The 4,087-nt window shown below is 66.4% G+C and carries 2 protein-coding genes; both read left to right on the forward strand.

What is annotated here, in order from left to right; genetic code table 11:
• Positions 1-139 precede the first annotated feature (139 nt).
• The gene (locus STRIP9103_RS14840; RefSeq protein WP_009311378.1) at positions 140-2,146 is read left to right on the forward strand and encodes a glycosyltransferase family 2 protein; all 2,007 of its coding nucleotides are present in this window, start codon (positions 140-142) and stop codon (positions 2,144-2,146) included.
• Positions 2,143-4,080, forward strand: a complete 1,938-nt coding sequence (gene glxA / locus STRIP9103_RS14845; protein WP_009311380.1) for a radical copper oxidase GlxA — start codon at positions 2,143-2,145, stop codon at positions 4,078-4,080. The genes STRIP9103_RS14840 and glxA overlap by 4 nt, the downstream gene beginning before the upstream one ends.
• Positions 4,081-4,087: the final 7 nt, after the last annotated feature.

Below are 4,087 nucleotides of genomic sequence, written 5' to 3' on the forward strand. Positions count from 1 at the left end.
CGGCCGCCGCCCCTGTCTCTATGGTGTAGATCACAGGGTGACGACGACTCGCCACTGATCCGTCCGTAACGGTCGAGGGGGACCGAAACGGCTGGAAGACCGACGAACACACACTGACGTGTGTGCGGGGGGATGATTCATGACGTCGACGCCGACGGGCGCCCGGCATAACTTCGACCCGTCCGAGACGACCCGACTCAAGGTGCCGTCACACCGGACCGGCGCCTTCCGAAAACTCAGGAAGAGCCTTCCCAGATACGACTACGAGCACTACAGCCGACTCGCGGGGCCCCTCACTCAGCCCGATCCGAGCAAGCCCTACAAGGTGCAGTACCGCTCCCTGATCTCCCAGGAGCCGCACCGCGTCAGGGTCGCTCTGATGCTGGCCGCCGCGCCGCTGCTCTCCCTGGTGCTGCTGGCCTGGCTGTTGCAGGAGGAGCACTGGACCAAGCGCGACTACGTCGAGTACGAGTTCCTGCCGGCCCTCGACATCGTCATGCTGGTCTCGATCGGGCTGATCGAGTTCTTCCGCTGCATGAACGTGCTGTCCAACGCGCACGCCACCCTGGTCGCCCGCGACCCGATCCCGGTGGTGCCCGAGACCGGAACCAGAGTCGCCTTCCTCACCTCCTTCGTGCCCGGCAAGGAGCCGCTGGAGATGGTGACGAAGACGCTGGAGGCCGCGGTCAAGCTCCGCCACCGCGGGCTTCTGCATGTGTGGCTGCTGGACGAGGGCGACGACCCGGAGGTGAAGGCGGTCTGCGCGCGCCTGGGCGTGCACCACTTCTCCCGCAAGGGCATCGAGAAGTGGAACCAGCCCAAGGGCCCGCACCGCGCCAAGACCAAGCACGGCAACTACAACGCCTGGCTGGACGCGCACGGCGACGACTACGACTACTTCGCCTCGGTCGACACCGACCACGTTCCGCTGCCCAACTACCTGGAGCGGATGCTCGGGTTCTTCCGCGACCCGGACGTCGGCTTCGTCATCGGCCCACAGGTGTACGGCAATTACGACAACTTCGTCACCAAGGCCGCCGAGTCCCAGCAGTTCCTGTTCCACGCGCTGATCCAGCGCGCCGGCAACCGCTACGGCGCCCCGATGTTCGTCGGCACCTCCAACGCCGTACGCATCAAGGCGCTCAAGCAGATCGGCGGGCTGTACGACTCGATCACCGAGGACATGGCCACCGGTTTCGAGATCCACCGCCACAAGAACCCGGCCACGGGCCGGAAGTGGCGCTCGGTCTACACACCGGACGTGCTCGCCGTCGGTGAAGGACCCAGCGCCTGGACGGACTTCTTCACCCAGCAGATGCGCTGGTCGCGCGGAACGTACGAGACGATCCTCAAGCAGTACTGGAAGGGCTGGTACTCACTGCCGCCGACCAAGCTCTTCAACTACACCATGATGATCATCTTCTACCCGATGTCCGCCCTCAACTGGATCCTCGCGGCGCTGAGTTGCGCCCTGTTCCTGGGTCTGGGCGCCTCGGGTGTGAACATCGACCCGGTGGTGTGGCTGATGCTCTACGGCAACGCCTCGGCGCTGCAGATCGGCCTGTACGTCTGGAACCGCCGGCACAACGTCTCCCCGCACGAGCCGGAGGGCTCCGGCGGTGTGGCCGGCATGGTGATGTCCGCGCTGTCCGCGCCGCTCTACGCCAAGGCGCTGATGGATTCGGTGCTGCGCCGCAAGAGCAAGTTCGTGGTCACGCCCAAGGGAGACTCGGCGAGCCCTGACAGGTGGTTCGGCACCTTCCGGTACCACTGGTACTTCATCGTGATCTTCGGTGGCTCGATCGCCGCCGGTTTCGTCTACGGCAACTCCCACCCCGCGATGATCATCTGGGCCTCTTTCGCCACGCTGATCACCGCTCTGCCCATCTTCGCCTGGCGCTACATGCTGCGGCAGGACAGGAAGAAGGCCGCCGCCGCGGCCGAACTGCAAGGGTCGATGGTGGCGCCGCCCGAGGCGGCCCCCGCGCAGCACGTGCAGCACGCGCTGTCCCCCGCCCCGCACGCCCCGCACGCGCCGCACGCTCCCCAGCACAAGCCGAGCTGGGCGGCGTCCGGGTCGGGCAGCGGGGGTAGCGAGCAGACCATGCAGATCGCCCTGGGCGGACTTGGGGGACGTAAGGAATGAAGGACCGTGCAGGCCGCCGCCGCGCTCGTCGCCTCGCGATCGGCACGGCGGTGGTCCTCGCGCTCGCCGGGATGAACGGGCCCTGGCTCTACCGCTTCGGCACGGAGCGGTACCACCAGTACAAGATCAACAGACCGGAGTACAAGGCCGACAACGGGCACTGGCAGATCGTGGAGTTCCCGAAGGAGTACCGGCAGAACACGATCCACGCCGCGCTCCTGCACACCGGCAAGGTCCTGTTGATCGCGGGCTCGGGCAACGACGCCGACAACTTCGACGCCAAGAAGTTCGACACCCGCGTCTGGGACCCGGTGAAGCAGACCATCAAGAAGGTGCCGACCCCGGCCGACCTGTTCTGCACGGGGCACACCCAGCTGTCCAACGGCAATCTGCTGATCGCCGGCGGCACCAAGCGCTACGAGAAGCTCAAGGGTGACGTCACCAAGGCCGGCGGCCTGATGATCATCCACAACGAGAACCCCGACAAGGGGATGAGGCTGAAGCCGGGGACGAAGTTCGTCGGCAAGGAGAACGGCAAGACGTTCGTCCTCAAGGACGAGGTGGTCCTCAAGAAGGCCACGAAGACCTTCGACCCGGACACCCATGAGTTCACCGGCAACAAGCCGGGCCTCGCGCGCGCCTATGTCGAGGCCGAGAAGAGCGGCAAGAAGTACGAGACCGGTACCGAGGACAACTACCGCGTGGTGGGCCTGACCGGCGCCGACGCCCGCAACACCTACGGCATCGCGCAGAAGCTCGCCCTCGACAAGAAGGACTTCCAGGGCATCAGGGACGCCTACGAGTTCGACCCGGTCGCCGAGAAGTACATCAAGGTCGACCCGATGAACGAGGCCCGCTGGTACCCGACGCTCACCACTCTGTCGGACGGCAGGATCCTGTCGCTGTCCGGCCTGGACGAGATCGGCCAGCTGGTCCCCGGCAAGAACGAGGTCTACGACCCCGAGACCAAGTCGTGGACGTACACCAAGGGCGTCCGGCAGTTCCCGACCTACCCCGCGATCTCCCTGATGCAGAACGGCAAGCTGTTCTACTCGGGGGCGAACGCCGGTTACGGCCCCGACGACATCGGCCGTGCCCCCGGCATCTGGGACCTGACGACCAACAAGTTCACCAAGGTCCCCGGCATGAGCGACAGCAAGCTGCTGGAGACCGCCGGCACGGTGCTGCTGCCTCCGGCCCAGGACGAGAAGTACATGGTCATCGGCGGTGGCGGGGTCGGCGAGTCGGAGAGGTCCAGCAGGAGGACACGGCTGGTCGACCTGCTGGCCGACGAGCCGCGGTTCGTGGACGGGCCGTCGTTGGAGAAGGGCACCCGTTACCCGCAGGCCTCGATCCTGCCCGACGACACGGTGCTCATCTCGGGCGGCTCGGAGGACTACCGCGGGCGCGGCGACTCCAACATCCTCCAGGCCCGGATCTACGACGCCAGGACCGGCACGATGCGGCGAGTGGCCGACCCTCTCGTCGGCCGCAACTACCACGCCGGGTCCATCCTGCTCCCCGACGGCCGCGTCGTCTTCTTCGGCTCCGACTCCCTCTACTCCGACAAGGCCAACACCAAGCCGGGCGAGTTCGAGCAGCGCATCGAGATCTACACGCCGCCGTACCTCTACCAGGACGCGCGGCCGACGCTGTCGGGCGGGCCGAAGACCGTGAAGCGCGGCGGGACGGCGACGTTCGGCACGCGGCACGCCTCGTCGATCAAGTCGGCGCGGTTGATCCGGCCGAGTGCGTCCACGCATGTGACGGACGTGGATCAGAAGTCCATCGCGGTGGACTTCGAGACGTCGGGTGACGAGATCACGGTGACCGTGCCGAAGAACCGGAATCTGGTTCAGTCGGGGTGGTACATGCTGTTCGTCACGGATGACGCGGGGGTGCCGAGCGAGGCGGAGTGGGTGAAGGTGCCATAGGGGAGGG

Origin of the sequence: Streptomyces ipomoeae 91-03 (genome assembly GCF_000317595.1) — a bacterium.
Taxonomy (GTDB): Bacteria; Actinomycetota; Actinomycetes; order Streptomycetales; family Streptomycetaceae; genus Streptomyces; species Streptomyces ipomoeae.

What these genes read in the sequence shown, in the direction of transcription:
- glxA (WP_009311380.1), top strand. Translation starts at nt 2,143, where the DNA reads ATGAAGGACCGTGCAGGCCGCCGCCGCGCTCGTCGCCTCGCGATCGGC.
- STRIP9103_RS14840 (WP_009311378.1), top strand. Translation starts at nt 140, where the DNA reads ATGACGTCGACGCCGACGGGCGCCCGGCATAACTTCGACCCGTCCGAG.